General features: G+C 58.5%; 33 protein-coding genes. All 33 read right to left on the bottom strand.

The genetic code is table 11. The annotated features are described in order from the left end of the window. Nucleotides 1–369 carry a phage tail tube protein gene (locus tag AC1MEA_RS14995; RefSeq protein ID WP_480416621.1) on the bottom strand — a complete coding sequence of 123 codons (369 nt, stop codon included), beginning with the start codon at nt 367–369 and terminating at the stop codon, nt 1–3. A 57-nt stretch (nt 370–426) separates the two neighbouring features. Beyond that, nucleotides 427–1,905, bottom strand: a complete 1,479-nt coding sequence (locus AC1MEA_RS14990) for a phage tail sheath subtilisin-like domain-containing protein (protein WP_480416620.1) — start codon at nt 1,903–1,905, stop codon at nt 427–429. Continuing rightward, nucleotides 1,889–2,122, bottom strand: a complete 234-nt coding sequence (locus AC1MEA_RS14985) for a DUF2635 domain-containing protein (RefSeq protein ID WP_480416619.1) — start codon at nt 2,120–2,122, stop codon at nt 1,889–1,891. Before AC1MEA_RS14985 ends, AC1MEA_RS14990 begins: the two co-directional genes overlap by 17 nt. A gap of 8 nt (nt 2,123–2,130) precedes the next feature. Further along, nucleotides 2,131–2,820 carry a phage tail protein gene (locus AC1MEA_RS14980; RefSeq protein WP_480416618.1) on the bottom strand — a complete coding sequence of 230 codons (690 nt, stop codon included), beginning with the start codon at nt 2,818–2,820 and terminating at the stop codon, nt 2,131–2,133. Further along, nucleotides 2,821–3,159, bottom strand: a complete 339-nt coding sequence (locus AC1MEA_RS14975) for a head-tail joining protein (protein WP_480416617.1) — start codon at nt 3,157–3,159, stop codon at nt 2,821–2,823. A 2-nt stretch (nt 3,160–3,161) separates the two neighbouring features. Then, nucleotides 3,162–4,205 (bottom strand): major capsid protein, encoded by a 1,044-nt coding sequence (locus tag AC1MEA_RS14970; protein WP_480416616.1) that lies wholly within the window; start codon nt 4,203–4,205, stop codon nt 3,162–3,164. A 68-nt stretch (nt 4,206–4,273) separates the two neighbouring features. After that, the gene (locus AC1MEA_RS14965; protein ID WP_480416615.1) at nt 4,274–4,969 is read right to left on the bottom strand and encodes a head decoration protein; all 696 of its coding nucleotides are present in this window, start codon (nt 4,967–4,969) and stop codon (nt 4,274–4,276) included. 35 nt (nt 4,970–5,004) lie between these two features. Further along, nucleotides 5,005–5,655 carry a hypothetical protein gene (locus AC1MEA_RS14960; RefSeq protein WP_480416614.1) on the bottom strand — a complete coding sequence of 217 codons (651 nt, stop codon included), beginning with the start codon at nt 5,653–5,655 and terminating at the stop codon, nt 5,005–5,007. Nucleotides 5,656–5,689: 34 nt separating this feature from the next. After that, on the bottom strand, nt 5,690–6,493 hold the full coding sequence (locus AC1MEA_RS14955; RefSeq protein ID WP_480416613.1) for a S49 family peptidase: 804 nt from the start codon (nt 6,491–6,493) through the stop codon (nt 5,690–5,692). Between the two features lie 31 nt (nt 6,494–6,524). Continuing rightward, entirely contained in the window at nt 6,525–8,183 is a 1,659-nt protein-coding gene (locus AC1MEA_RS14950; protein WP_480416612.1) for a phage portal protein, read from the bottom strand. Then, the gene (gene gpW, locus AC1MEA_RS14945; RefSeq protein ID WP_480416611.1) at nt 8,183–8,437 is read right to left on the bottom strand and encodes a gpW family head-tail joining protein; all 255 of its coding nucleotides are present in this window, start codon (nt 8,435–8,437) and stop codon (nt 8,183–8,185) included. The genes AC1MEA_RS14950 and gpW overlap by 1 nt, the downstream gene beginning before the upstream one ends. A 10-nt stretch (nt 8,438–8,447) precedes the next feature. Next, the gene (locus AC1MEA_RS14940) at nt 8,448–10,409 is read right to left on the bottom strand and encodes a phage terminase large subunit family protein (protein WP_480918150.1); all 1,962 of its coding nucleotides are present in this window, start codon (nt 10,407–10,409) and stop codon (nt 8,448–8,450) included. After that, nucleotides 10,393–10,971 (bottom strand): hypothetical protein, encoded by a 579-nt coding sequence (locus AC1MEA_RS14935; protein WP_480416610.1) that lies wholly within the window; start codon nt 10,969–10,971, stop codon nt 10,393–10,395. Before AC1MEA_RS14935 ends, AC1MEA_RS14940 begins: the two co-directional genes overlap by 17 nt. A 174-nt stretch (nt 10,972–11,145) precedes the next feature. Further along, nucleotides 11,146–11,607 (bottom strand): HAD domain-containing protein, encoded by a 462-nt coding sequence (locus AC1MEA_RS14930; protein WP_480416609.1) that lies wholly within the window; start codon nt 11,605–11,607, stop codon nt 11,146–11,148. Nucleotides 11,608–11,619: 12 nt separating this feature from the next. Then, nucleotides 11,620–12,285 carry a hypothetical protein gene (locus tag AC1MEA_RS14925; RefSeq protein WP_480416608.1) on the bottom strand — a complete coding sequence of 222 codons (666 nt, stop codon included), beginning with the start codon at nt 12,283–12,285 and terminating at the stop codon, nt 11,620–11,622. Nucleotides 12,286–12,289: 4 nt separating this feature from the next. Continuing rightward, nucleotides 12,290–12,496: a DUF7940 domain-containing protein gene (locus AC1MEA_RS14920; RefSeq protein WP_480416607.1), complete on the bottom strand. Its 207-nt coding sequence runs from the start codon at nt 12,494–12,496 to the stop codon at nt 12,290–12,292. Further along, a complete protein-coding gene (locus AC1MEA_RS14915; RefSeq protein ID WP_480416606.1) occupies nt 12,493–12,816 on the bottom strand; it encodes a phage holin, lambda family in 324 nt (107 codons plus the stop codon). The genes AC1MEA_RS14920 and AC1MEA_RS14915 overlap by 4 nt, the downstream gene beginning before the upstream one ends. A gap of 119 nt (nt 12,817–12,935) precedes the next feature. Continuing rightward, the gene (locus tag AC1MEA_RS14910) at nt 12,936–13,193 is read right to left on the bottom strand and encodes a hypothetical protein (protein WP_480416605.1); all 258 of its coding nucleotides are present in this window, start codon (nt 13,191–13,193) and stop codon (nt 12,936–12,938) included. Nucleotides 13,194–13,300: 107 nt separating this feature from the next. Next, nucleotides 13,301–13,579 carry a hypothetical protein gene (locus AC1MEA_RS14905; protein ID WP_480416604.1) on the bottom strand — a complete coding sequence of 93 codons (279 nt, stop codon included), beginning with the start codon at nt 13,577–13,579 and terminating at the stop codon, nt 13,301–13,303. 233 nt (nt 13,580–13,812) lie between these two features. Beyond that, nucleotides 13,813–14,202 (bottom strand): antiterminator Q family protein, encoded by a 390-nt coding sequence (locus AC1MEA_RS14900; protein ID WP_480416603.1) that lies wholly within the window; start codon nt 14,200–14,202, stop codon nt 13,813–13,815. Beyond that, complete coding sequence (locus AC1MEA_RS14895; RefSeq protein ID WP_443690403.1) at nt 14,199–14,486, bottom strand: hypothetical protein; 288 nt, start codon at nt 14,484–14,486, stop codon at nt 14,199–14,201. The genes AC1MEA_RS14900 and AC1MEA_RS14895 overlap by 4 nt, the downstream gene beginning before the upstream one ends. Then, nucleotides 14,479–15,855 (bottom strand): tyrosine-type recombinase/integrase, encoded by a 1,377-nt coding sequence (locus tag AC1MEA_RS14890; protein ID WP_480416602.1) that lies wholly within the window; start codon nt 15,853–15,855, stop codon nt 14,479–14,481. Before AC1MEA_RS14890 ends, AC1MEA_RS14895 begins: the two co-directional genes overlap by 8 nt. Continuing rightward, nucleotides 15,848–17,248 carry a replicative DNA helicase gene (locus tag AC1MEA_RS14885; RefSeq protein WP_480416601.1) on the bottom strand — a complete coding sequence of 467 codons (1,401 nt, stop codon included), beginning with the start codon at nt 17,246–17,248 and terminating at the stop codon, nt 15,848–15,850. Before AC1MEA_RS14885 ends, AC1MEA_RS14890 begins: the two co-directional genes overlap by 8 nt. Continuing rightward, nucleotides 17,245–18,048 (bottom strand): ATP-binding protein, encoded by an 804-nt coding sequence (locus AC1MEA_RS14880; RefSeq protein WP_480416600.1) that lies wholly within the window; start codon nt 18,046–18,048, stop codon nt 17,245–17,247. The genes AC1MEA_RS14885 and AC1MEA_RS14880 overlap by 4 nt, the downstream gene beginning before the upstream one ends. Next, complete coding sequence (locus AC1MEA_RS14875) at nt 18,029–18,757, bottom strand: helix-turn-helix domain-containing protein (protein ID WP_480416599.1); 729 nt, start codon at nt 18,755–18,757, stop codon at nt 18,029–18,031. The genes AC1MEA_RS14880 and AC1MEA_RS14875 overlap by 20 nt, the downstream gene beginning before the upstream one ends. Further along, nucleotides 18,754–19,341, bottom strand: a complete 588-nt coding sequence (locus AC1MEA_RS14870; protein ID WP_480416598.1) for a hypothetical protein — start codon at nt 19,339–19,341, stop codon at nt 18,754–18,756. The genes AC1MEA_RS14875 and AC1MEA_RS14870 overlap by 4 nt, the downstream gene beginning before the upstream one ends. Continuing rightward, a complete protein-coding gene (locus tag AC1MEA_RS14865; RefSeq protein WP_480416597.1) occupies nt 19,338–20,102 on the bottom strand; it encodes a BRO-N domain-containing protein in 765 nt (254 codons plus the stop codon). Before AC1MEA_RS14865 ends, AC1MEA_RS14870 begins: the two co-directional genes overlap by 4 nt. Further along, entirely contained in the window at nt 20,102–20,356 is a 255-nt protein-coding gene (locus AC1MEA_RS14860) for a hypothetical protein (RefSeq protein ID WP_480416596.1), read from the bottom strand. Before AC1MEA_RS14860 ends, AC1MEA_RS14865 begins: the two co-directional genes overlap by 1 nt. Continuing rightward, nucleotides 20,353–20,847: a hypothetical protein gene (locus AC1MEA_RS14855; RefSeq protein ID WP_443690395.1), complete on the bottom strand. Its 495-nt coding sequence runs from the start codon at nt 20,845–20,847 to the stop codon at nt 20,353–20,355. Before AC1MEA_RS14855 ends, AC1MEA_RS14860 begins: the two co-directional genes overlap by 4 nt. Then, on the bottom strand, nt 20,844–21,089 hold the full coding sequence (locus tag AC1MEA_RS14850; RefSeq protein WP_480416595.1) for a hypothetical protein: 246 nt from the start codon (nt 21,087–21,089) through the stop codon (nt 20,844–20,846). Before AC1MEA_RS14850 ends, AC1MEA_RS14855 begins: the two co-directional genes overlap by 4 nt. Beyond that, nucleotides 21,086–21,373, bottom strand: a complete 288-nt coding sequence (locus tag AC1MEA_RS14845) for a hypothetical protein (RefSeq protein WP_480416594.1) — start codon at nt 21,371–21,373, stop codon at nt 21,086–21,088. Before AC1MEA_RS14845 ends, AC1MEA_RS14850 begins: the two co-directional genes overlap by 4 nt. Then, nucleotides 21,370–21,693 carry a DUF3077 domain-containing protein gene (locus tag AC1MEA_RS14840; protein ID WP_480416593.1) on the bottom strand — a complete coding sequence of 108 codons (324 nt, stop codon included), beginning with the start codon at nt 21,691–21,693 and terminating at the stop codon, nt 21,370–21,372. Before AC1MEA_RS14840 ends, AC1MEA_RS14845 begins: the two co-directional genes overlap by 4 nt. Before the next feature lie 143 nt (nt 21,694–21,836). Beyond that, nucleotides 21,837–22,094, bottom strand: coding sequence for a Cro/CI family transcriptional regulator (locus AC1MEA_RS14835; RefSeq protein WP_480416592.1), 258 nt, complete (start codon nt 22,092–22,094; stop codon nt 21,837–21,839). Nucleotides 22,095–22,119 lie beyond the last annotated feature (25 nt).

The following is a 22,119-nucleotide window of genomic DNA, read 5'->3' as shown; positions in this document are numbered from 1 at the left end:
TCAACTCTCCGTGACGGATGCGCCTTCCCACTTCATTTCGATAGTGGCGTCGGCAGCTTTGGATTCGGGTTGTTCGGTAGTCCACATGGCGCTACCAATGACGGTTTTGCCGTTGGCCAGTTCGGCCACAACGGTGACGTTGCTCATGGCGTTGAGGTCGGACAGGCTCAGGTTGGAGGAGTCGCGTAGCGTGCCCGCGATGTACCCCTGTTCGGGCTTCTCGCTATAGCCATGGACGCCATCCATACCCTTCAAGGTTTCTCGCGAAACACCGGAAACCTTGTAGGAAAAATCGCCAGCCAGCATGTAAGTCACACCGTCAACGGACAGGTATGCCGTGCCGGCGAGACGATTGGGGTTATCAGCCATGTTTTTCTCCAGGCGAAAAAAAACCGCTCAAAGGCGGATGTGGTCGAAGGGCCTGGATTACAGGCGGAACTGCAGGAGCAAGGCGAAGACGCTCAGCTGATCTATCAAGGTGTCAGGCGACAAGACATCAACACGGTTCCGGTTCGTACTGTTGCGCTCAACAATCAATGCCTTGGCATAGAGATCAGCGTCTTGAACCATGCCGGTAGTTTCCATCTTTCGATAATTGGCAATCAGATCAGCGCGGATCATGTTAGGAGTCACAATTGCGGAACCAGGTGCGAACCGTGTGCCGTTGTCGGCCAGCTTCACCCGTGCGTATTTGGAGGTCACCAGGGCTTGCTGGGCGCGCAGGACGTACATCAGCAAAAACAGAGTTACCACTTGCAGATAGCTGTTGTCAGCGGCGCCGAAGCTGTTTTTCTGGTAGGTGGTGATCAGGTTTTCAATCGCCACCGTGCCGTCACTGGCCACGGTGAAGGTGGAAATCCCGTCCCAGAGCATGGTATTGCGCTCGCCTACATCAAACTGCGAAGCCACTGGCGGTGGCAGTGCGGTACCCAAAGTCAGGGTCTGCAATGGGCGGCCCGGGTCGGCACGCAAGGCAACCGCCGCCGCACCAGCCACATCCGCCGCCCAGATCCAGGCCGGCGACGGCGAGTCGTAAACCCCCATGATGCTTTCATGCTGGTTGTTGCGCGCATTCCCGGCCGTGGCCAGGGTCGCCAGCGTGCCCCGCTGAGCCGCAAACACATGGCCATAGATCTGGCTCACATAACTCCAACGCCCGGTCTTGTCGCTGAGCAGGGTTTTCAGCGAGTCCAACGAGGCCGTATCAGTGTACGGGCAGACAATGAAGTCGAAGGGCTCGTTGGCCAAGTTACTCAGCGCCGTATCCAGCACCGGGTTAGTGGCGCCTGAGGCCATAGCCGTGATCGTCAGCGTCAGACCGGCCGGAGTGGCTTCGCCGTTAGCCGTGCCCCGGTAGTTCAGGCGCAGATCAATTTCGTTACCGGCTAACCCCTTGTTCTTGGCGGTCAAGGTCACCGTTGCGGTGACAGCCGTGGCAGTCACAGGCAAATCCGGGGTGGCGTTCACCAAGGCCGCCAACGCCGTCGCGATAGCCGCGGCGGTTTGGGCGGCCGTGACCACCTGGCTGATCACCTGCCCAGCGATGTACAGCGAGATCACACCGTTGGCCGTCGGAGTTCCGGCGATCAGTAGTGTGCCTGTCGCGGCTACACCAGCGGCAGCGTCGGCCAGCGGCAGAAACCAGACCTCGCCAAACCGGTCAGAGCTCACATAAGCCGCTGTCATCAGGGCGAGCATAGAGCCTAGGCCGCCCTTCGTCTTCGCATCGCTAACTCCCTGACCAAGGACCGGGATATTCAGCACAGCATTACCACTGGCGGTAACCTGACCAATGATCAGGGTGCGCTGGTTTTGTGCGCCACTGTTGGCCATGGAATTGTCGACTTCCGCATAAAACAGCGGAACCCGTAAATTGGCCGGCGTATTGTTAAACGGTACGGTCACTGTTCATCGCTCCCATCAAGGGGGTGGATGGGGCTGCGGCGATCTCATCGCTCACCAGATCCGCTGCCGAGGCAGACAGGTCCAGGGTCGCGTCCCCGCAGGAAATGCGGCGCAGCCAGTAGAAGTCGCCATCGGGAACATCGCGCCCCTCTGGAGGGAGAAAATCGCGCATGACTGGGTCACGTACCAGTAACCCTGGAGAGGGATAAACGTGCATGAGTGCTCCTATTGAGTGAGATCGATGTCGAGCTCGCCTTCTGCGCGGCCGTCAGGACCAGCAGTACGCGGAGCAGCGGTGACCGCACCCGGGAATGGGGGGTTGTCGTAAACGCCAGTGGCATCGAAGACGTTGGTAAGGTCGGTGGTGATGTTCATGTGTTGCAGCGGTGCGATCGGCTGAAGGGCTGCAATCTCAGCAGCCGGGTCAAGTACCGGCGTCGGGGTCTCGTTCACTTCCAGTGGGTAGAAATCTTCGGGGCCCTGGTAGAACTCCATGCCGATATCCATTACCAGCTCCGCCAGTTCGGTCTCCCCCTCACCGTTGTCGCGGAAGTGAGACCTAACGAACGGGTACTGCTGGAGGCGCCTCATTAGCGGCGGGAAGTTGATCAGCGCCATCTTGATCTGCTGCTGCATGTCCTCGAGTTGGGCCTGCGCTACTGCCGCGCCGCCATTCCTTGGCAGGTTTTTCACCTGGACGCGAGCGCTGACCCGGATCGTGGCGGTGACAGTGAACTGAGGCGCGCTGACAGTACCGAGCGAATCCATGTCTTCGTCAGGCGAATGCAGGTAGAGAATCGGGTAATTCCCGTCCCACGTAGACCAAGTCCTCGCCACGAACACATTGTTGCCCGCGATGGTTTTCCCCTTCAGGCCTTCGGCCGAAAGCAACCGCAGATCAGACGTCGTCGTCATTTACATTTTCCCCAGCATCAATTTTGCCCATCCATGGCTATCGGGCCGGATTTCCTTGATCAGGTACATGTTGCCGGTGCTCGGGATGAACACCTGGTCATCAGGAATCGGGGCCACGGGGAAGATGGCGAGACGAACACCCAGCACAGGGACGACGGTGTTCGCATCGACAAAGGTGTCGACCAGGTGAATGTCGCGGTAAGCCGCGTCAAACACCCCGTCGATGGGGTAAGGCGTGCCGCCGTCGGGATAGAACATGATCGGCCCGTCGGCCTGCACACCTTCGCCGAATACCTTGGCCAGCGGCCCGAGCACGGCCTTATCCCAGTCGACGGCCACAGTTACTTCAACTTGGCCGACTGGAGTACTTCAGGACGAGTGCAGATGTGCAGCGGGTAGCTGTACGCCTCGACCTTCCACCAAGCCTTGCGCTGGGTATCGAAAATCGGCAGGAGGTAGATCGGCTTGCCGGGGGTGTTGACCCACTCGAAAGTCTCACCCGGGGCATAGGCCACCTTGAAGATGCCAGGTGCGCCTTTCGGGAAGAACTTCACCTCGTCCGGCTTGATGCTGATGGTGGTAGCGTCGTCCGAACCGCGGTAGTTGAACCAACTGATACCACCGAAGCGCATCGCCTGGAACGCGCTGCCCTCACGTAGTTCTGCAGCCGCCGCCCAGTTGTAGTAGGTCTTGATCACATCCGGGTGATTGGTAAGGGCATCCCAGAATGCGTCCCCACACAAGGCGTAGACCTCGGTCCCATTTTTGAACGCACCTTGGGACTTGCGAGCCATGGTGCGCACGATTTCGTTGCACAGAGGGCGCACCGAATTCGGCTTGGTGGCAGACCCATCAGCGGTCAGGGTCAGGTCAAAGACGATGTCCTTAGGCTTGCTGATGCCGAACTCTTGGAACCAGTCGTACTTGATCGAGCCATCGGAATCGAGGCACTGACCCTGGATCGCGGCCAGCCGCTGGAATTCCCAGGTGTACTCGATGTTACTGGTCAGGCCAGTCGGGCCATTGACCCGACGAGCGACTTCGGTCTCCAGTTGCATCAGCTCCGATTCGGTACCGAAGGCGCGGATGTTCTGGATTTCCTGAGCGGTGATGGTGTCGTCGTGCATCAGACGCGGAACTTCGAAGTAGCGCGCTTTGCGCTTCTCGGTCTCGCGCTGAGTACCTTCAGCACCGCGCTCACTGAACGGGATGAGGGTAAGTTTTCCTTGGCGCTCCTCGACCGCCAGCGCGGTTGTGCGAATCGGGTCAGGCTCGAACAGCTGGAGATCACCAATGCCAGTGGGCTGGAACGGGTATTTTTCAACAAAGGTAGTCAGGGCAATCGTGGAAAAGATGTCCTGGTGAAACACGTCCAACGTGGCCATGGATACGGCTCCTTAAAAAAGAAAAAGCCCGCAAGTGCGGGCTTCTGTCGGTGGGGTAAGGCGCCTGATTAGCGCGAAATGACGCCTTGGGCCTTGAGGCCGGCCGTAGCTGAATCCTGCTGTGCAGCGCTCAACGAACTGTCCCAGACCAATTCGGCCTGGTTCACCTCTGCCTGACGAACCACCACGGCCGCGTGCGCGGCACCATTGGTGGTGTCGACGCCGCGATACAGCAGGCCGTATTGGGTGATTCCGCTCGAAGTGCTAATAACGGGAGCCCAACCAGCACCGGTATCGGTGACTGCGATGGTGAAGCTATCGCCCTCGATGAAGGCTGTTGCACCAGCAGTGACCAGGAAGCCGATCCCCTGCGAGTTGAAGACCACGCCAACGGTGCCTGGGCCGGTGACGACCTGATCGCCGCCTAGGTCAACGGTGCCCCCCAGAGCCTGAACGGTTTCGCCATTCGGGTTGATCACCATGAACTCGGTAGCCGAGATCATCGAGACCGTATAGGTGCCAGCCAATGCCGGTACAACAGCTGCAGCGCCACCGAGAGTGCCGTTGCCAGTGTTACCAGCGGTGGCAGCGCCAGTGGCGGTGAAAGTTTCACTGGTGAAAGCGATGACGGTGCCAGCCTGTAGACGACCGTGGGCGCCAGCCAGGGTCACGGCGTCAATCGACTGATGACCGTTAGCGAGCGAAACAATAAAGCCGCCCGCGTGGCGGTTTTCCACCAGCGGGGTTTGCGGGGTGTAAGTCATGGTGGTTCTCCTGGTGACCTATGAGCCGGGCGCGATCAGCGGCCGGGGATCTTCGACATGGCACGATCCCAGCGACTGGCGATGGTTGCTGCACGGCCTGGGGCCTCACCGCCACCAGAACCCAACTCGGGGTTTTTCTCGGACCGGGAGTTGTTGACGTTGGCGTTGCCGCCAGCGGGCGTATCACGCAGGACATTGATGGCCTGTGTACGCGTCATGGTGGTGTTGAAGGCCAGGTTCGCGGCCAAGACTGGATTGCGGCTTGCGTAACGGGAGCCGAAGATTTCAGCACAACGAGCGCGCTCGCGACGGCGGGCGCCTGCAGCAGCGCTTTTTCCGTGCATTTCTTCGTCGTCGTCCTCGGCATCAGCATCATCGTCATCGGCCTTGGCGCGCTTGGACTTTTTACCCTTGTCCTTTTGGTCGTCCTCTTCACCCTGATCTTCGTCGTCGCCTTCGTCATCACCGGCATCCTCACCAGCCTTGGCGCGCTTCGCCTTACGGGACTTTTTGTCGGTCTTATCCGACTCTTCGTCCTCATCATCGTCCTGATCGTCTTCGGCACGAGAGTCTTTTTCGCGTTCGTCTTCTTCGTCTTCAGCGCGAGCTTTTTTGCCGCGCATTGGCCCGATTCCGAACAGATGAGCGAACGAAAGCGCGCCCGCCACGCGTGGAAGCTTGGACATGTGAACCTCGATTTTTTAAATGGAGTGGAATGCTTCAGCCCAACTCGGCGAGCAGGGAACGGAACGCCTCGTCCGGCGCCATTACAGCGTCAGCGAAGCCAATCTCGACGCCGGCGGCGCCAAGGAAAGTAGTGGCCTGGGTATCCCGGACCGTCTTCACCGAAAGCCCGCGGTTACGGGCAACGGTTTTACCAAACAACTTGCCCATGACGTCGACATCGGACTGGTACCGAATGCGCGCAGGGGCTGAAAGCGGCTCAGTGTCTGCGCCATCAGCTTTGCGGGCGCCGTAGTGGATCAGCGTGACTTCAATGCCTGCCTTGTTGTACGCACGGGAATACTCGGTGTGGGCAGCGATGACACCCACCGAACCGGTCCCGCCTGTGCGGGGGACGGTCACTTGAGCGCAGGCGCTGGCCAAACCATATGCCGCTGAATAAGCAACCTCGCTGCAGATCGCCAGGCTTGGCTTGATGGACCTGGCTTTGTAAATCATGTCGGCAAGATCGAACAACCCAGCGCAGTCTCCGCCCCCGCTATTGATGTTGAGCACGATCGCATCAACATCCGGATCGGCCAAAGCCTGCAGGAAGTTGATTCGTATCCCGTCATAGCCGGTCACGAAACCCCAGCTATGGACCGTCCCTAGGTTTTGAACCAGCGTCCCCAATACGGGAATCACGGCAACGCCGTCGACAACCTGGTAGCCACAACCTCCTGATTCGACGTCGTCATACCCGCGCGCATCGATGGCCATCGCTGCCTGGAAGTACCCGGGGTGAATAGCCAGCGGTTTGCCCAGAAGCAGCCCGGAGAGGGCAGTTGGTTTTACGATCATTTCAGAGCCCTGTGGTTTAAGTCGCTCGAAATCACTGAGCGTTCTGCGTGTCTTCAGGAGTTGAAGCGTTGGTCGCATTCGCTCCGAACCAACTCGGAGGTGGTAGACCCGCCTCCTGGAACGCTTTCACTTCTGCGGCGCGCTGCTGGATGACCTCTTCGTAGTCGAGGCCCTGCTCAGCACACTCGCGCTTGAGTGTGGACAAGCCAGCGTCCATGCCGAGGATCGCGCCCTGCTTCTCTTTCACCGGATCCACCCAGCCCCGAGCGACACCAAGCCAGTCACAACGGGAGTAAGCGGTGCGAGCCTCCATAAAGTCAGGTGCACCGTTGGGCAACGGCAGATCGTTGCGATCCATCGCCTCATGCAGCCAGCTGGCAAACATAGGTGTGGCCGTGCCGATCTTGAATTCGGTGTTGCGCCGGGTGAGCGTCTTCCAGCTTTCCAACAGGGCAGCCCGCGCACTGGAGTAGTTGGTCTTTGACCAGTCCTGCGTGATCTGCTCGGCAGAGATCCCTGCGGCTGCGGCAAACGTCCGAGACATTTCACTGGCAAATTCGCCGAATCCGTTATGAGGGTGCGCGGCGCCGACAGAAGTGATCGACTCGCCAGGTGCAAGTGTTGGAATTCGAGCACCAGACAGCATCGCAGGACGCTCTTCCGCCCAGTCAGCTCGCATGCCTTGGTACGCTGAAAGCTCATCGGAACTGTCCAGGGCTTCTCGGACCTGATCGGGATCATAGGGGCTGGTGACATAAGTGCCGAAAGTCGCAGCGATGGTTGCGGCCTGCAGTTCGACACCGTAATAACGCGCGAGCATCTTGAAGCGCGCCAGCACCGGAGTGAACACACCAACGCCCCGATTTTGTCCGGCGCGATCGTGTTCGAAGTCATGAATGACGCGGTTCCAGCCATCCTCGTCCTCGCGCAGCACCCGCTCCCAATCCATGCTTTCGATTGAGTTGTACCAATCGTTCTGGTGGGCCTTGCGAATGTGATAGGCGACCGGGACGCCGTGGTCATCAATCTCGACCCCACCGCGCATGTATTTACTGTCGACCATCTGGAATGGATTCGAAAGCCGATCAGGATCAACCACCATGAACGCCGTGGCGTAGTCCGCGCGGCCATAGCCCACACGCTCCGGCATCCAGTAGTTGACCACCAGCGAATCGCCATCGATGAGCTTGTGTCTTAGCGCCAAGCGCATCTGCTGAGAGACGGTCAACTGCCGCGAAACATCTCCGTAGCGCCCGATGTCATCGGCATATCCGCGCCACAGCGCCTCAACCGTGCGCCGATATTCCTCAGCCCACACTGAATCAAACTTGCGATTGCCAGTGCGCGCCGCCAGCGCCCGATAATCAGGGTTAGCTGAGAGACGCAGCGAGGCGCCCACGGTGTTGTCGAGAATCCGGGTGATACCGCCGGCGGCCAGACCATCATTTCGCACCAGATCACGGTGGCGCGCCACCATGCGGTCACGGAACTGGTTTATCTCGGAGTCAGGCGACCGAATCCACGGCAACCAGCTGCCCATTTCCTGGGTTTCCCAGGCGGCCGCCTCGTAAGGGAAAACCGACTGGCCGGCCATTCCCTCAGTCAATGTGGTGGCATTGCCCCGTGCCTTGGGCGGCATGGGGGTGAGTGGCTGACCGCGAGAGTCGACGATTACCGATTCTATAGTCATCAGAACACCGGCCGGATCGCACGGCGCCGACGCATGCCAAGGGCATATTGCAGCGCGAGGATATGAGCTTGCAGCGCGCCGAGATCAGCGCGGGTATAGGTCACCGACTTGGAACCGTCGCCCTGGGTGTAGCTGTAAGACTCGCCCTTGGCGCCGGTGCTCAGTTCATGCAAAGCCTGCTGCGCTTCGATCAGCCATTGCTGCAGGGTGGCCGGTGGCATGCCGCTGAAGTTATTGAGGCGCGGTGTGAACATTGAAACTCTCCTACGCCATGCGTGAGATCGACGACTTTTTGGACGATGGTTTTGCTGGGGCGGCGCGCTGGATCACCGCATCGAGGACTTGTGGTGCCTGCTCAGTCGGTCGTTGAAGCGGTAGCCCAATCAAGGCGTTGACCTCGTCGGCGCGCTTATTCAGTTTGAGTCCGAGGTGCAACAGGCCGCATAGCGCGGCATAGGCATACACGCGGCAGTCGAGCGCTTCGTTCGCGCGCCCTGGCGGGAGCTCCCACATGCGGTAATGTTGTCCACCGGATGTTTTCCGAACGGAACGTTCCGAGGTCAGTTGCGCGAAATAGTTGATGTCGCGTTCAGTCGGAAAGTGCATGTAGCCCGGGCCTTTTTCGACCAGGTGCAGCCGTGAGCGAACCGAATCCTTGGCCGCGTTGACGCCAATGATCACAGGCCGGAAGGCCGACTTGTTCCGCTTGCTTGGGGTCTTGGTTGGCCAGACCGGAGAGCGCTTACCGCCGACTGCTGACTCACCCTTGATCGCCCAAACGCGCCGACCAATACGGGCCTTCGCGAAGTCATAAACTTTTTGCGTGTGGTGACCGCCAGAGTCATGACAAACCGCCATGGCCTCAAAGCCCCGACCATCTGTCCGGTACCAGATTCGCTTCAGATAAGCGTCGAGACGGTCCCAGATATCAGGCGTCTCCATGTCGCCGGAAATGACCTCGAAGTCGATGGACCAACTTTCCTCATTCGCCCCCCACCCAACCACTTCACATTCAAAGCGGTCGCCTTGGGTATCGACACCCACGGTCACGACAGCAACGCCGTCGGGGACTTCGGCGCCCCACACTTCGCAGCGGGCGGCAAGCTTGTCTTCCTGCAGCGCGCGATCGCCGCGGTCCTCGTAGGTCTCGCCCAACACCAGGTTGACGAAGGTCTGCCGCATCAGCGGATCGTCTTTGACCTCCAGCCATTCGGCAACCAGGTTGCGCCAGGCCGCGTTGACAAAAAGGCTGTATGCCGCCCAGATATGGAAGCCTGCGTGCCCTTTGAACGGTTTGGTAGCACGCCACTCGCCCCGCCCGACCATCTCCTCCTTGTCGGTTTCGAAGATAACGCAGGCGGTAGCCTTGCAGACATAGAACACGCTTTCGGGAATACCGACGCCGTTTTCGTCCTTGTCCCACTTCATGCCGTAAGGCGTATCCGGGCCACCCCATTCGAGGACCTGATACTCACCGCAGTGTGGGCAGGGGACGTAATACTTGCGCTGGTCGCTGTTGGCGTAGCTCTTTTCAATCCGGCTTTCGCCCTTCACCGTTGGCGTGCTGCCCAAGATGATCTTGCGATTCCAGAACGACTCGGTACGTTTGATGCCCAGCTTGATCTGGTCGCCTTCCTTGCCGGCGCCCATCACGGGGTAGCCGTCGACCTCATCAAACACCACCACTCGGGCAGTGATCCGCCGGAAGCCGCCAGGGCTGTTTGCCCCGACGAACGATATCGAAGCGCCGTTGCGAAAGATCCGCTTGGCGATTTTCTGTTTCGAATCCTTCCGTTTCAGGTCTCCCGTGATTTCGGCAAGCACTGGCGTGTCGCGCAGCATCGGCTCAATTTCGGTGACGCTGTAGTCCTCGGCATCCTCAACCCGCGGTTGAACGACAAGAATGGGGGCCGGGTCCTGGTGAATATGAAAACCGGCCACATGGTCCATGATCTTCGTGTAGCCAACCCGCGCCGACTTCTGCACGGTGACCGTCTCGACCGTCGGGTCCGTGATCGCGTCCATAATCCCGTTTTGGTACGGGAAAGCATGAAAGCGGCCGGTCTGCGCGCTGGTCTCAGGGGAAAGCATCGCGTAGCGATCAGCCCATTGGCTGAGGCTTAACTTCGGGGGTGGCTGAATGTTCCGGCGGCGAGCATTTAACAGGCCTGCTTGCAGGGCGGCAAAGCCCTCGGCATACCGGCGTCCTTCAAGGGCTGATCCCATCTCCGTCACGGGTCAACTCCTCAAGCGCTTCAACAATGATTCCGTGCAGGGCGTCTTGGATCTCCAGTACGGACTTCAGGCGATGGATTCGGGGGGCATGTTCTGAGGGGATGGCGAGCAAGCGCGTTCGCACCCTGGCGTATTCCACGCCGACGGCCCGCGTCACATCCTCGACGGCTACAACCAGGCGGGCTTCGCGGTCATATTCCAGTTGCTCGCGCAGGGCCAGGTAGTTCTCCTTGACCCGTTTCGCCTCATCGATATTCATGTTGGCGCCGATCGCGATCAGGATCCGAGCGGTGGCCTGCTCGAGCGTCTCACCTGCCTTGATTGTTACCCTGGCGGAAGCGCGGGTAACGGCCTTGGCCGCGCCCGCCGAGCTGTTACCCGAATCCTCTTGGGTAACAACATCGCTGCCATCGCGACGGTACTTTGCGATCAGCGCATTTGAAGCGTCGACGTCGAGCGAATTTCCCTCAAACACAAGCCAGCCGCGCTCTTTCCACTTGGTGACTGTCTTCCGACTGACACTGTGGAGTGCCGCAAATTCGCTCTGGTTCATGGGTCGCCTTGTTACCTGTTACCCAAATTGAAAAATTGCGCAGCTAGAGAAACAGAAAACTGCGCAATGCCCTCGATGCCAGAAGGGCGGGGAGGGACCCGTTGAAGGGGGGGGTCCACCTCGACGGACGGTCACCCTGCCCTCACCCTCACCCCGCCGGGGCAGACGCAGGCCTCAGCCCTGCCCGCCCAGCACCTGCACAGCACGCGCCACGTCAGCGCCTGTCAGCCCGCAGTAGTTGTTCGTCAGCACCACTTGGTGCGCGACCTCAAGCAACTGCTGGAGCTGGTCATCGATGACGACATGATTCGGATTGCCATGCTCAGCAAGCCAGCGGCGAATCTCATTGGATCGCATCGGACCATCTGCATCCGTGCGCCAGTCCTGGTGGAATTGCCCAGTGAACCCACGCTGCGCAAAGATCGCTCGTACATCACGATCAATGCGCCACATGCTCGAGACCACGACGTCGGCGCCGGTATATGCACACAGATCGTTGAGGTGTCGCATCGCAACCGGATCAATCGCCCGTGTTGGACGGCGTACCAGACTGCGGAACAGAGGACGACCATCTAAGGTCCAGCCGGCGCCCTTGCGGGTGCAGATCACACCATCGATATCGAGGAAGATGATCATCGCTGTATCCCGCTACTTGGCAGTGGCCAGCGCCTTGCGCATCGCCGTGTCGAACGCTGACTTAAATTTTCTATTAACAATGGCTTGCGCCCGACTGCGATAGTTGAGTCGCTTGTTGACGGCAAGCGCATCACCAAACCGAATCAGCAGTTTCAAGTGACCAGGCTGGGCGGCTGTTGCTGCTCGACCACGTCTTGCCTTCTGCCCGTCTTTCGGTGGTATCCGCTGCCAAACGCCATTGATAGTTCCAGACTTCGCCTTGACCGGACCAATGAAGATGTCCTTACGTGCGCGCAATTTCTCCAGAATGTTGCGCGGCAACTGACCGAAGCTGTCGAGCTTGATGTCCTTGGGGTTCAGCAGCTTCTGGCCCGGCAGCACATGCACGCCGCCATCCTCATACGGCCGCAGGTATTTCGCGGCGATGGGTTTGACGAAGACGATCGCGGTCAATGTCCTTTTGGTGGCGCCCCGCATGCCAACTGAACGCTGAGTGAACAGCCGAGGCTTTTTGAACGTCGCCTTGATGTTCGCGATTTCTTCCGCTTGGACTTCCTTGGCGATCTCGGTCAGTGCCAGCGCCGTAGCGAATGCAATCTGCTTATGGGCCAGCGCCGAGAGCTTTTTGCTCAGCTCTTTGACATTGGCGCGAACAGAGATGTCGATCGGGCTGGCCATGGCGTCACTCCTTCGAGTCGGCTTGCGGATCATCTTTAGGCGCTTGGCTCAGCACGCGCACCACGGCAACGCCGATGCCAAGCCCCATGTTGATGGCGGCATAGATCAGCGGGTTTACGGCGCCTTGGAACACGGTCCAGCCGATGGCGCCCGCGTTCAGAACTGAGCCAGCGAGTGCCAGACGTACCGACCAGAGTTGATGCCACTTCATAGTTCGCCCGCCTTGCGTTCAGACCAGCGCTTGCCGAGTTGGCGCACCTGGTCAACGCCGAGAATCCCGACGAAGCCAGACGCGAAGAATGCCCAGCCGCTGCTGAGCCCAAAGTTTTGAACCGTCAGGCCGACGACCATAACCATCAGCGCGCCAAGCGTTGCCTCGATCAGCTTGCGGACAGTGCTCGTCTCTTTACCTTCGTACTGAACGCGAAGAAATATCAGGGCGAACGTCAGGGCCATAGCCAGGCCATTATCCCGCAGCGCGGTGAGGACCAAGGCCCAGAACGAGGGGTCTTTCTCGGGCATGATCTTCATCCGGCTTCCTCCCTTCTGGGAGTTGGGAATAAAAAAGGCTGACTGCCAGCCAAAGGAATAGGTGCCTCCCATCTACGCGTTGCCGAAGCAAGAGGCTTGGAGGTCTTTGGGGGAAATCGTTATTCAGCCAGGGTGAAGTCGATGTAGTACGCCCTGCCCGGTTCGAGCTTGTCAGCGACGGACTTGACGATCTTTGCCGTGTAAGAAGCCATCGGCGTGAATTTCCCGAACACGGCGTTCTCACCGGGCAGATCGCCTGGCAGGGCACATACAGCACCGAATCGAACGTCGCAGAGCGGATCTACGCGATCCTGATTGACGTGACGGGTATGCGTGACTTCGTGACAGGTCATTTTGCAGCGCACAACTGGAGACATGATGTTTCCTCGGGTTGTGAGCAGGAGGGCCTATCAGTCTTTCGCCTGCGGAATTTTTGTCACAAAAAACCCCGCACTTCGCGAGGTCATTCATCGAAACGTTTCATCTACTGAATTTTTTCTGCGTTGTCGGTGATGAAAATGTAGTAACCGATCGGCAGTGGTGATTCACCCAAAGCGATCTTCGTTTGAGAAAGCTGTAAGAAATGATCTGGCCCACAGAACTCATCCCAAAGCTCGCCGAGCAACCGCCAGTCAGCAGCAGTGATCTTCTGCTTGTCGAAAATTGCAACCATCTCCCAGCGGTCAATCCTGACAATGCCTTCAGACCATAATTGGTCAAACTTGAGATACAACTGATTTTTATGACGCGTCTGCATAGCCATTGCTCATTGCTCCACACCCCGCTTGCGAACTGCTGCGGGTCAGAGAGCAATCTACCTAGCAAATATAAGAATTTCAATGAATATTAGAATTTTTATATGTATTAAGATTTTAAGAGCCTGCTCGGGGACCACAAAAAACCCGACACAATGGCCGGGCTTTCTCTGCGGTGTCGCGCTGAAACAGCTAAACACGGTGCTATAAAAACAGAGATTATCCGCGCGGAAAAGCTTTTTTACGCGGCCTCGCTCAATCCCTCCAAAACCCCGTCGATCCATGCAGAGCCTTGCCGTACAATTTCCCGCGCAGTCGCTTCGCCCATCTTGTAATGCCTGGCTAACCGAAGCATTGGCCACTTAGCACCGAAGTAGAACCAAACGAAGTCACCCATCTGAGGGCTTCGCTTGCAGAGCCTAGCGACCGCCCCATCGATAACCAGTGCTTGGTCGTCGGTGATGCAATAGCTTGGCATGGAGCTTTCGGCTACGACGCTGTCGCGCATCAAGGCATAAGACGGCGAGATGTACCGAGGTACGCCCATCCCACTCATTCGCCAAAGCCCCCATTGCTCGAGCAAGTTTTCGGTGTCGCCAAGTGGTCGTTCCTGCGGTTTTCTAACAGTCATGCTGCTTTCCTCGGATCTGGATCACTCAAGCCAAACAGGTCACGCAGCAACCGATCAGCAACTTTGTTTTTTGCGCCGCCATCAATCAGCCAGCGCTGACCAAAATCATGAAAACCAATCTCGGCCCGACTGCCGTGCCAGCTGGCGACCATGTTCAACAAACAAGCCAGGGCAGTCGGGCCACCCATCTTGACCTTGGCTAATTCTTCACCCGCGATCTTGAGGAACTGACGCTCCAGGTCGCTCATGGATTTGCGTGGCAATGCTGCAGATACCTTACTCATTGCCGTCTCCTGGCAGGGTTGGGAAAGTGCTGAGGCTGGGGGCTTCATGAGCCTTTTCGGCTAATAAGCTCCTCCCTTGGGATGGATGCATGGAATCGCTAGAGGCCACGCCACTAGCGGTCTGCATGGGTAATGGCGCTCCCGCGTGTCCCGGATATGTCTCACTGTGCAAGGCAATGAAGCCATGCCCATCAAGGTGCTGATGCCACGTCTCCAGGGCTTTGCGTTTCATGCCCTCGGCAGTGGTGTGGATGTAGGTCGCATCGAGGTCTTTCATGGCGTGGTTGAGCAGCATTTCACCCACCATGTAATCCACCCCCAGATCCGCCCACGCGGTGCGCGCCACCTTGCGCAGGTCGTGGCTCGACCATTCACCATTGGTCATCCCCTTGAACAAGGTGCTGGCCGTGGACGCGCTAATGGCCCCACCAGTGCGCCCAGGGAACAGGAATGGCCCCTGATACCCAATGGCCTGTTGAGCGGCCCGGTAACGCTCGATCAGGGCGCAGGCTTGCTCGGTCAGTGGCAGCGTGTGCTCTGCCTTGGTCTTGGTGTCCGGCGCCGGGATGAACCATTGGCGGGTCGTCAGGTTGATGCTCTTCCAGCGGGCCAGCCGTGTTTCGCCCAAGCGCGTGCCGTGGCAGAGCATCATCAGCGCGAGCATGGATTCCACTGGCGCTCGCTCAATTCGCTCCTGCAGGTCCAGCAGCAGCTCGGGCAGGTCATCGCCGCGCAAACGGGCAGGCTTGGGTTTAATCCGGGTGCGCACGAAGTCGGAGTACTTGAGGTCCGCCATGGGGTTCACCCCCAGCAGCGCCAGGCGGCTGGCTTGCCGAAACGCAGCGGCCAACACGCCATAGACCGAACGCACAAACGACAGCTCGTATTTTTCCTGCATGGGCCACATCAGCAGACGGTCCAAAGTGGCGCGGTCGAGGCTGGCCAACTCCAAATGCTGAAGCGTTGGCACCAGGTGGCAACGTAGCGCGGACTGGGCACTGGCCTTGCGCTTGGTCGACAACCCACGGTCACGGCTCATCCGGTCGGTGTACCAGGTCAACACATCGCCGACAGTGGTCCAACTGGTGGTGGTCGAGGCGGCAGCAGGATCGGCAGAACGGCGCGCCAGAATGGCCGGTAGCGTCGCCTGCATCAGCTTGGCGTTGATTCCCGGATAGTTACCGGCCTTGCCCCACTTGCCGCGCACCACGACATGCCACGACCCTTTGGCGCGGTCGACGGTGGAATACCGAAAGTGCAGTGCTGGGTGGCGGGCATCACGCAGTGCACGAACATGCAGACGCTCAGCGTGCCGACGAATCTCGGCATCGGACATGATGATGGTCAGCGTTTTCACTTGATCACTCATCGCTGCCTCTCCCGCGATAGGTGTTGCCCTTGAAGTTGCGGCCCATTTCAACCTCTTCGCTCGACGGATTGGATTGACCCGCGAAGTCAACAAACCGGGCGTACTGACCCTGCTGCTGTACGTTGCGCGAGCCCACCGGCGCGTGTCGGCACTTGGGCATGATCAACTCGGTGACACCGTTCTGACCTGGCTCTGAATCCATGTCGCGATGAACCAGGATGATGCAGTGCGCGTCGGCCTCGATCTGGCCAGAGTCACGCAAGTCGCTGGCAATTGGCTTTTTGCCCGGGCGCTTGGTGGAGTCGCGGTTCAGTTGCGCCAGCAGGATGACCGGTACGTCCAGCTCCTTGGCGATATTCACGATGCCGGTGGAGATCGCGCCCAACTCAGCGCTGCGGTTGAACGCCTTCCCCTCCGACTTGATCAGGCCTATGTAATCGATCACCACAACGTCAAGGCCGTGTTCTCGCTGGACCTGCCGGGCAATGCTGCGGATCTTGGCGACAGTGAGCCCGCCCCGATCGCAGACGTACAACGGCTTGTTGTTGATCTGGCTCACGGCGGAGGTGAGCTTGGGCCAGTCCTCATCGCGCATGGACACCCCATCATCCAAGCGCTTGAGGTCCACCGTCCCCAGAGAGGCCAGCACACGGTTGGCCAACTCCTCCTCAGGCATTTCCAACGAGAACACCATGCCAACGCCAGCGCCAGTACAGGCGACATGCTGGGCGACCTGCAGGCCAAGCGTTGTTTTGCCGCTGCCAGGCAGGCCTGCGAAGATGGTGACGGTCTTCTTCCGCAAGCCCCGGATCAGCTCATCGAGCGCCTCAAGACCAGAGGACAGGCCGCTTGGCAGCGCCCCGTTAAATTTGGCATCCAGCGTATCGATGCTCCGGCCAACCACCTCATCCATCCGCTTGAAATCGCGCTCACCGGTGTCCAGGTCGCGCAGGTCTGCCATTGCCTGCTGACAGCTGGCGATGATCTCGGCGGCCGGGCGTTCGTCGTAACGCATTTCCACAGCCAGGGCGCCAAGCTGAGCGATCTTGCGCAGCGAGGCCATTTCCTGAACGTTCCGGGCATAGGCGCGCCAGTTGGCCAGAGACGGAACGTCACGGCTAAGGGTGGCCGCGAACGCCAGGGTGCTGCCGCCACTTGGCAGCAGGTTACGGTCGTAACTCACCGTGACGGGATCGACTGGCAAACCCTGCTCACGGCACTTCACGATCGCTTCGAACAGCGCGGCATTGTCGTCGTGGCAGAAGTCGGTCGTTTTCATCATGCCGATGATGTCCTCGACAATGCCCTCGTCCTGCTCCAGCGCGGCGAGCAAGATTGCCCCGAGCACACCATGCTCGGCTTCTGGCAAATAAAACGGAACGATCTCGCTCATGCTGTGGCCCTCATCGATGACCAGGTGAAGCCCACCGCCTGCCCACCGTTCTGGCGCAGTCGATCCAGCGCGCGATCACCGATATAGCGGCTCAGATCGGCGGTGGCCAGATTGCTGATCAACACTGTCGGCAAGACCAACTGATAACGCTTGTCGATGATTTCGTGCAGCAGACCCAGTTCGTAATCACTCCCCTTCTGCGCCCCCACCTCATCGATGACGAGCAGATCGAGGCTGGCCAACTCGTTGAGCACATCCCGGTCGGTGTAGGTGGCAGCCTTGGCCATCGTGCCACGCGCTACCCGGACAATCTCCGCGACCGACACGATGAGTGCCCCGGCACCGTGGCGACGAATCACTTCCTGCACCATGCCGCTGCCCAAGTGCGTTTTCCCGGTACCGACGTTGCCGGACAGGATCAGCGAACGACCGGCCTTGTGGTTTTCTTCGAACTGATCGACGTAGGCCTTACAGGTGGACAGCGCCTTGGCCGCAGACAAATTACCCTCAGTTCGAAAGTTTTCGAGCGTACAGCCTGCAAAGCGAGGTGTGACTCCAGAGCCTATGAGTGCGGTGTTGAGGCGCTCCGACTCGCGGCACGCAATCGCCCTGCTCCGGCTGTCGCTGCCCCGTGGCGCTAGGTTGAGGGCTTCCCACATGCAACGCTTGCAGGTGCGGACAAGCATCGAGCCGTCGAACTGCTCGACTTCGGAACCGTCGACCTCTCCGTGGATAGCGCAGTTCTCTGCGAAGTAGCGGACACGCGGCGCCCGACTGAAATTAGAAATTGGGTTGGCCATCGGTCATCTCCTGATACATGTCGTCGGTGTGCGCTGGCAGGTTCTGAAAATTGGACGCCTGGTTGCCCGCAGGCTTCAGCACGTCAGACCAGCGCTCACCGTTGAGCCAGGTAGCGGCGTTCAGCACGTAGCGGCCACCATCCTTGGTCCAGTCTTCGGAAATGCAGTGCTTGCCTAAGGCTGTGATCAGGGTCTGGCGTAGCTCATTGTTCGGTTTCAGCTTCGCCCAGGCCTTGGCGGCGTCCTTGCGTCCCTTCTTCTTCGGGTACAGTTTCCAGAACTGCTCGAACCCCTCCATCGGTTCCGATTTGCACAAAGGTTTAGGTTCATTGACTGGTTCAGAAGGGTGACTGGTTCTGGTGCTTTCTGGGCCTACACCCCCTGTAGGCTGTGTGCCTACACCTGTGCTTTCTGGGCCTACAGGTGTGCTTTTTTGGCCTACACCTCGGAACGTCAGGTAATAGAGGTTTGTAGAGTTTCCTTTTGGACCCTCTCGGTTCTCAATGCGCAGCAACCCTTGCTCCTGCAACTGCTTGATATGCCTACGAACAGTGCTGCGGTCGATCTCGCATTGGTCGGCAATATGCTGATACGACGGCCAGCACTCGCCCTGGTCATTGGCGTTATCCGCCAGCTTGATCAGCACCAGCTTACGCAGCGGACTGCCCACCTTGGTTTTCATGGCCTTGACCATTAATTCCATACTCATTGCAGCGTCTCCCCCGGTTTGCGGCTGATCTGCGCAGCCATGGACTCCAAAGAGCCGCCTGAAAGACGCAAGACAAGCTTGTGCAGAACAGTGGTTGTGTCGATGGCATGGACACGCGCCTGATCCACGGCCAGCGCCTGCGGGGAGCTGGTCAAAATTGCGTCGCGCACACGCTCGCTGTAGTTGAATGCAGCGCAGGCCATTTCCTGATCGGTGAGATCTTCAAAAGCCTCTGACGGCAGCGGGCTCATTGGAGCGGTAACCATAGGAATGAACTGTTCGGGCTGCGGAGCACCTTGCAGCAGATAGCGCCCCATGGCCTCCCAGTGATCCTGCGCGACACGCTTGGCGTCATGCCCGGTCTTGCGCTTGAACAGGACCTTGAGCGCGTAGAACGCCCTGATCAGGTCGACATGCGTGTCGTCTTCCACCTCAATCGTGCATTCGGGTTCACAGATCACTTCCAGAGTGTCCTTCACGACCTCGAAACACTTCAGCAGCAGCGCAGCATCGGCGTATTTTTCGAAGTAGGCCTCGTCGATGACTTCCACCATTGGCGGGGCGAGATTCACAACGTTGGTCATAGGGTCTTCCTCCGGCACAGCTTGAACCGGCCTTGCTGGATATCGGGATGGGTTGCGAACTGCTCTGTTTCGAACGTGCATTCGGAGACGAACCGGTCGAAGAGCCGCGTGATATCGGCTACCGGGTACACGGGATAGGGCTTTCCGCCATCGTCAGCGTGTTTACTTTTGACGAACCCGAAGGGCTTGGGGCAGTAAGGCAAAGCCCTCATGACCTCATTCACAACCCAGGCAGGCACGCCATGACGAAGGCCTATGCGCGAACGCAAGCCCGTAATCGACTCAAAGCCCGCCGGTATCGATTCGAAGTAACGGGTGTGCTCGACTTGAGCCACGCGCGTCTCGATGACTGCTACCGCCTGTTCGGTGTGCACCTGGCGGCGCTCCATGTCGACCATGACTTGGGCGTTGGCCAGCAGTTGCTCGGCTGGGGATAATGGTCGTGAATAGCTGCCTGTCTTGCGGATAGCCGGCAAAACCTCACCCACCACCCATTCCTCGAACGCCTCAGCGGCAGGCATTTGCGAGCGCATAACCAAGCGGTAAAGGTCGCGTTCCGGGATGACTTTCACGTGTCGGACCTGACCCGCCATTTCGACGGGGTAGGTTTTGGATGCCTTGCAGTGGGTGCGAATAGCCTTGTCTGTATCGGAGTATTCGAGAAGATCGGCCACATCCTTTGCGATAAACCAAGGTTCTCCCTGATCATCGGTTATGACGCGAATGTCGCTGCCTTTAAAATTGAAAGGGATCAGGTTCATTAGATGACCTCCGCTTTATCGGTGGCGCAGTCGAACGTCCGGAACGTCTCGGCAGCTGAAGAAATAACGCTGTGCAACATCAGCTCCGGGATATCGGCGACCTGCGCTTCAACGGCGAGATGAAAGATCACGCCGCCCAGGACGACGCCGATGGGCATACCTGCTTGCGTTGAGTGGTCGCAGGCCTGCTCAAAGAACTTTTCTGCAAGTTCCGCATAGTCCGACAGGGCCGGCGATTCGATTCGATTGGTCATTTGGCAAACCCCGCCATGAACGAGGCGTCATCGCGCAGCAGGTGACCGTTTGCCTGCTCGACAAATGACTGCTGCGAAATGGCGTCAAAACTTGATCCAAGCTGGTAAGCAGCAGCGCCGAGCCAGTATGAAAGTTCGCCCAAGAAGCCTGTCCGCTGGCCTGCTAATGCGCGCTCCTCGTCTTCGGTGGAGGGTTGTTTTGCGGCAAGACTGGCGAGCATCGACGAAAGAAGTGTCGATGTGAGACCGACAGGGTTGTCCCGCTCGTCCCTGGCGTACTTCAGATACAGTCGAGCAGCGACTTTTCCGGCTTCGATACCGCCAAAGAAGCCGCCGGTCATGGGGATGTCCCAGCAGGAGGCGTGTTTGCCGTGGTCCTTACCTACAAATGGCAGGCGGTCCCATGCACTAGCTTGCTCGGAGTGGAGGCGCAGGCCCAGTGGCTTACCTTTTGGCAGTGGACGCTTGGATTTAGGGATAGAGGTCTTCATTGGGCGGCCTCCTGATCGACTGCATAAAGAGCTGTCTCTGCACGCTTGATCCAATCCGCTGCATGGGTCGACCATTCATCTGCATGCTTCACTCCGAGATGCGCCAACTCATGGGCAGAGTCTCCTGCCGGCTGGAGCTTGCGGATGGCCACGAAAAGAACCTTCGCGTCATCCAAGGCTTCTTTCAGGCTTTCGAGGTCGTCGTGAAGCTCGTCAGCAATGGCTTGCAATTGGGCGCTCATGCCGGCACCTCCACAGTGCGCGACACGTTTTCGTTTTCAGCGTTTTGTGTCGCGGAATCGAGACGCCTTCTAACCTCTGTAGCCTCATCGGAAAGAACCGCGCCCGCGATCCGAAGACCTGCACCAAGCCCGTCCAAAACAACCTCACCGCCGATCTCGTTGAGAAGGTCGTGATCAATGATCCCGCTAAGCAGTTTTCCAACAGCAAACAGAAAGCTTCCCGCGTCACTCATTGAATGACAGCTGTTCTCTAACATTACGTGCAGGCTGACTTCGCGATTCATTGGGCACCAACTTGGCGGTTGCCATGCTCGATGCTGCAAGCGGATGCATCAATAAGAGCGGCAGACGCATCAATCAGAAACCTAATACCGTAGATTTCGTTCGCGCTCATCCCGTGCTCAGTGAGGCGCTCCATAAGCTCAACCGCTGAATGCAAGAGCATTGAACTCTGAGAGAGCGCCTCGGAAGCCGACTTCCCAGCGCATACTTGAAGTAGGCTTGAATCTCCGTCTCCGACTGCAAGGTAGAAAAAAGGCATGGCTTCGGTAAATGGGGCCTCTTGCGCTTTGGTTGGGGTGGTGGTATTTTTTGAGTGCGTCATTAGTTCGTCCTTTCGGAAGACGATGAGAAACAAAGCACCTGTTGAAGCAAGTGCCGATTTAGAAAGCCCGCCTACGAAGCGGGCTTTTTGTTGCCTGGCAGAAAGTCAGCCGGACAACAAATACGGGGATGGGTAATGCGGGATCATGCAGTCGCCTGCTTAGCACTGTACAAAACGCCAGCACCATCAGAGGACTGATCAGCGGGCGAGATTGGGCGTATCTTTTGGTTCAAGGTCGGAAGCGCCTCTGCCCTGAGGCTTCCCTCGGTCAACCTCTCCAACTGGTACTGACGGAGCTCGGGGACTTCCTCCCACTGGCGAACGGCCTCGTAAGTAACCTTGAGGACTTTTGCCAAGGCAGAAATTGAACCGAAATGGTTGATCGCTTGTGCTTTATTCATATTTGAGTCCTTTGAGCTATATTAA

The sequence above is a fragment of the Pseudomonas sp. ASL8 genome, assembly GCF_056680355.1.
This window is presented reverse-complemented; position numbering and strand designations above follow the sequence as displayed.